The 4,875-nt window shown below is 50.9% G+C and carries 5 protein-coding genes; 4 read left to right on the top strand and 1 reads right to left on the bottom strand.

Annotation, left to right across the window (positions count from 1 at the left end):
• The 4 genes from ACESLU_RS11785 to dxs all read left to right on the top strand — a co-directional run.
• Nucleotides 1-612 (top strand): ComEC/Rec2 family competence protein (locus ACESLU_RS11785; protein WP_372638845.1); only part of this gene is annotated, 612 nt, incomplete at its 5' end.
• Nucleotides 613-722: 110 nt separating this feature from the next.
• A complete protein-coding gene (locus ACESLU_RS11790; RefSeq protein ID WP_372638846.1) occupies nucleotides 723-2,039 on the top strand; it encodes an AI-2E family transporter in 1,317 nt (438 codons plus the stop codon).
• Nucleotides 2,040-2,099: 60 nt separating this feature from the next.
• Nucleotides 2,100-2,324, top strand: a complete 225-nt coding sequence (gene xseB / locus ACESLU_RS11795; protein ID WP_372638847.1) for an exodeoxyribonuclease VII small subunit — start codon at nucleotides 2,100-2,102, stop codon at nucleotides 2,322-2,324.
• Nucleotides 2,325-2,330: 6 nt separating this feature from the next.
• A complete protein-coding gene (dxs, locus tag ACESLU_RS11800; protein WP_372638848.1) occupies nucleotides 2,331-4,253 on the top strand; it encodes a 1-deoxy-D-xylulose-5-phosphate synthase in 1,923 nt (640 codons plus the stop codon).
• 192 nt (nucleotides 4,254-4,445) lie between these two features.
• Here the strand turns inward: dxs and ACESLU_RS11805 are convergent, their stop codons facing one another.
• Nucleotides 4,446-4,820 carry a hypothetical protein gene (locus tag ACESLU_RS11805; protein WP_372638849.1) on the bottom strand — a complete coding sequence of 125 codons (375 nt, stop codon included), beginning with the start codon at nucleotides 4,818-4,820 and terminating at the stop codon, nucleotides 4,446-4,448.
• Between the last annotated feature and the right edge of the window lie 55 nt (nucleotides 4,821-4,875).

Below are 4,875 nucleotides of genomic sequence, written 5' to 3' on the forward strand. Positions count from 1 at the left end.
GTGTTCCTTTCACACCCGCATGCCGATCACATCGGGGGCGTGACAGAGCTGATAAATACCTTCCCCATTGATACGATTTACCATTCGGGTTCCTCATACGAATCCGACCTGTTCTACAGCTACCGGGCGGCGGCCGAGGATCACCATATTCCTGTAAAAACGCTGAAAGCGGGACAATGGCTTATGCCGGATGCCGCCACCCGCCTCTTTGTTTACGGTCCCTCAAAACACCTTTCGGCCTCATCCCCGTCCGATGTCAACAATCGATCGCTGGTCCTGGAACTGGTATACGGCACAACCGAGTTTCTATTTATGGGGGATGCCGAAGGTGCGCAGGAGCAAAGACTGCTGGAGTCGTATCCCCGCCTCCTGGAAACCGACGTGCTGAAGGTAGCGCACCATGGCAGCCGCAGCAGCTCTACCGACCGCTTTCTCCGCGCTTCCCGTCCCGCTACCGGTATTGTATCACTGGGTTTACACAATCACTTCGGCCATCCCCATGAATCCGCCGTACGAAGGTTGCGAAATTATATCGAAAGCGTATATTTCACCAGTCTTTACGGGGCCGTTCAGCTGAAATCCGACGGGCACCGGATTCGTGTCATTCGCTGAAACAAATTGTTTTCCCAAGCGTTCACAAGAGTATCGAGGGAACGGCCCCGGCCGGCTGATTGCTTGATTATTGGTGACACGGCAGATTTCGCTAAGACCCAACACAACTGATGGATAAATATTCTCATACATGGCTCAATGAGCGCGGACAACTTATTCTAATGGGAGCCGGGGTGGCAGGATTACTCTTCCTCATGTTCCTGTTGCAGGATCTCATTAACCCGCTGGGTTATAGCTTATTAATCGGCATTGTTCTTTATCCCATCCGCCAGCAGCCCATCGTGCGGGCAATCCTGTACGCCACTTTTTTTCTGGCGGGACTGTGGCTCATTTACGATTTGGGACACCTGCTGATCCCGTTTGTCCTGGCCTATATCATCGCCTTTATTATCAAGCCGCTGGTAGAAATACTTGAACGCAAAAAGATTCCGAGAGACGCCATCGCCGGCTTTTTTACTTTTACCAGCCTGGGATTGCTGGCACTGGCGCTGTTTTTTGCCATCCCGGCCGTGATTGAACAATTATCGAAATTTGGTGGTCTTCTTAACGGGATGGCTACCGATACCGAGGGGATGATTGAAAACGCCGGCATACTGGCCTTCTTTGAATACCTCGGGTTTGACCCAGAATATGTAAAGAGTCAGCTCGTAACCCAGATAGCTTCGCTCCTTGACGAATTTTACCGTGGTATGACCACGCTCTCATCTACCTATATTTACGGCATCGGCAGTGTGGCTACCGTACTCTTTTTTGTCATCCTGATGCCCTTTTTATGTTTTTTCATGATTCGCGACTATGAAACAATCGGGGTGTTCGTGCGATCGCTTATCACGCCACAGGGTGTCTCCACCGACTATACCACCAAAATAAGCCGCATTGTGGGAGCCTATCTGCGGGGACAGTTTATCGTAGTGCTCATTAGTGCTGTCAACCTGAGTATCGGTTTTTATGTCGTGGGACTTCCCTATGCCCTGGTATTGGGTATCTTTGCGGGATTGACAAATTTCATTCCCACCTTTGGACTTTGGTTCAGCATATCGGTCTGTACGCTGGTGGGTGCAACGCTGGGCGATCCCTGGTATCAATTTTTGCCCGGCATCTATATTGTGTTTGCTATTGAGCAAGTGCTGGAAACAGGATTTATCGTCCCCCGGGTAGTCGGAAGGCATGTGGGACTTCATCCCCTGCTGGTCATGTTGTCACTCCTGCTTTTTGGCTTTATGTTTGGTATCTTGGGTTTGCTTGTAGCGGTTCCTTCGGCTGCATTAATTTCGATTTTTTACCAGCAGTACAAGAAAACCAGGAAGATTTCGTTTTTAAGCGGTAGCGAACTCGATTCCTTCATCCAGCAGTTCGACCGCGAATCTCAAAAACAGAAAAAAAGGAAGCGGCGTCAAAAGGAAAAAGAGCTGGATTCTGAAGCTTAAAATAATTTATTTACATGTTTATCCTGCTGTCTGTCGGCAGATCATTTTCAAATAGACTTTATGAGTACGAAGAAGAAGGAACCCTTGAAATTTGAAGAGGCTTTATCAAGGCTGGAGACTATCGTAGATGAACTGGAAGATGAGTCGATTACGCTCGAACAGTCGATTGAACTCTATGAAGAAGGCATTGCATTGTCCCGGTTGTGTACCGAGACGCTGGAGGAGGCTGAACTCCGTATCAAAAACGTAGCGGAGAAACAGTCCGTTAATAACGAAAATGAATAGATTTTTATGGAATTCGAAGAGATAACGCCCGGTCCGCTACTCACAGGCATACATTCGCCGGATGACCTGAAAAAGCTGAACCCGGAACAACTGGTTGAGGTCTGCGACGAGCTCCGGGATTTTATTATTGATACGGTTTCCATTCACGGGGGACACTTTGGCGCCAGTCTGGGAGTTATAGAAATGACGGTCGCTTTGCATTATGTGTACGACACCCCCAAAGACCTGCTGCTCTGGGATGTGGGTCACCAGGCATACGGGCATAAAATTCTGACCGGGCGACGCGACAATTTTCATACCAACCGGAAATACGGCGGACTTTCCGGCTTTCCCAAACGCTCGGAAAGTGAGTACGACACATTCGGCGTAGGTCACTCGAGCACCTCTATTTCCGCCGCACTGGGGATGGCCGTTGCCCGCGACCTGGATCAGAGCGACAAGAAGGTAGCAGCCGTTATCGGCGATGGGGCGATGACTGCCGGCCTGGCCTTTGAGGCGATGAATAACGCCGGGGCGATGAACTCCGACGTGCTGGTAATTCTCAATGACAACTGCATGTCCATTGACCCGAATGTGGGAGCGCTGAAAGAATATTTGACCGAGATTACCACCAGCAAGACGTTCAACAAGCTGCGCGACGAGATTTACGACATGCTCGGTTATTTTAAGTCCGCCGGTGAGAAAATGCGCAAGGTCGCTTCACGGCTCGAAAAAGCGATAACGACCGCCATTACGCCCGGGGGACTCTTCCAGGCGCTGGGCTTCAAGTACTACGGACCCGTGGACGGTCATAATGTCGACACCATGCGTCGGTACCTCGAGGATCTCAAGGATATACCGGGTCCGAAATTGTTGCATGCGGTTACGGTCAAAGGCAAGGGATTCGCCCCTGCGGAGCGCGAGCAGACCAAGTGGCATGCCCAAAGCAGTCCTTTTGACAAAATTACCGGAAAATCGCTGGATCCCGACACCAAACCCAAGCCCCCCAAATACCAGCATGTGTTTGGTGAAGCCATTGTAGAACTGGCTGACAAAGATGAGGATATCGTCGGCATCACGCCCGCCATGCCCAGCGGGTCGAGCCTGTGGCCGCTAATGAAGAAGTATCCCGAGCGAGCATTTGACGTCGGTATAGCCGAGCAGCATTCCATCACCTTTGCGGCGGGACTCGCAGCCGAGGGGAAAAAAGCGTTTGCCGCTATTTATTCGACGTTCCTGCAACGCGCCTACGACCAGGTGATCCACGATGTGGCGATCCAGAAGCTGCCGGTGGTCTTTTGTATCGACCGCGCCGGACTCGTGGGCGCCGACGGACCCACCCACCACGGGCTGTACGATATTTCCTACCTGCGCAATGTGCCGAATATGATCGTATCCTCGCCGCTTAACGAGCAGGAGCTGCGCGATATGATGTACACGGCCTCCAGGTATGACGAGGCAGCCTGGGCCATCCGGTACCCACGGGGACGGGCAACCGGCATGGACTACCGCAACGAATTCAGATCTGTCGAGATCGGTAAAGGGGAATGCCTGCGCGAAGGCAAAGATATCGCCATCCTGAGTTTTGGTCCCTTCGGCAACTATGTGAAGGATGCCGCCGATGACCTGGCCGAAATCGGCATCAATGTAGGTCATTTCAACATGCGATTTGCCAAGCCCCTGGATACGAAGCTCATAGACAGGGTTTCTCACACCTACGAGCATATTATCACCATTGAAGACGGTACGCGGCTGGGCGGATTTGGTGGAGCGGTGACCGAATACCTTGCAGACAAGCCCCACCATATCCCTGTTACCATCATGGGCGCCCCCGACCGCATCGTAGAGCACGGCACGCAGGAAGAACTCCACCGGGAGGTCGGCCTCGACCCCGAAGGCATCAAGGCCAAAGTTCGGGAAGTATTGAAAAACTATTCTTTGGAGGCGTGATTGTGAGTTCGGTAAAAGGTTGGGCCATGCGGCATTTTTCGTTTTTCAAAGGCAACCATGCCGAAGATTTTATCCCAATAAAGTTCTTCTCCTTTACCTTTCAACTGGCGAGCATTGTTTTGCCCAAACGTGCCGTTATGCTGAACTAAAGGACTCCTCCTCGGTTTTTACTCCTCAATTTTATTAGACGTGTCAGAGCAGGTTTAATGTCCCAGGCGGAACTTCCTTGTCATCCTCAGAATCCGAAAAGAATAGGTACAGCAAACCCCCTGCCACCACCACAGCCAGGACCTCCATAACAAGAACATCAAATGCAATGTGAGCCTCTTCCGATTCTATCCTGGAACTGCCTTTCCTGCCATGTTCGGTATCGTAGGACCGAACATAAGACATGGGGGGCTGATATATCGGGCTCCACTGAAGTTCCTTTGACGACTCGATACGCCACGGACAAAGATATACAACGACCAAGATCAGGCTCACAACCGCTGTGGCAATTACCATATTCTGACGCTCATTCATATTGTTTGGATACATGATATTGTAGTGGTTATAACGTCCCAGCATGTAATCGATTTCGCTATTCTATACAATGGCTTTCAAGCCGTTCAAGGACAAAAGT

This window comes from Fodinibius sp. (assembly GCF_041642155.1).
Lineage (GTDB): Bacteria > Bacteroidota > Rhodothermia > Balneolales > Balneolaceae > Fodinibius.

What these genes read in the sequence shown, in the direction of transcription:
- ACESLU_RS11805 (WP_372638849.1), bottom strand. Translation starts at nt 4,820, where the DNA reads ATGCTGGGACGTTATAACCACTACAATATCATGTATCCAAACAATATG.
- ACESLU_RS11790 (WP_372638846.1), top strand. Translation starts at nt 723, where the DNA reads ATGGATAAATATTCTCATACATGGCTCAATGAGCGCGGACAACTTATT.
- dxs (WP_372638848.1), top strand. Translation starts at nt 2,331, where the DNA reads ATGGAATTCGAAGAGATAACGCCCGGTCCGCTACTCACAGGCATACAT.
- xseB (WP_372638847.1), top strand. Translation starts at nt 2,100, where the DNA reads ATGAGTACGAAGAAGAAGGAACCCTTGAAATTTGAAGAGGCTTTATCA.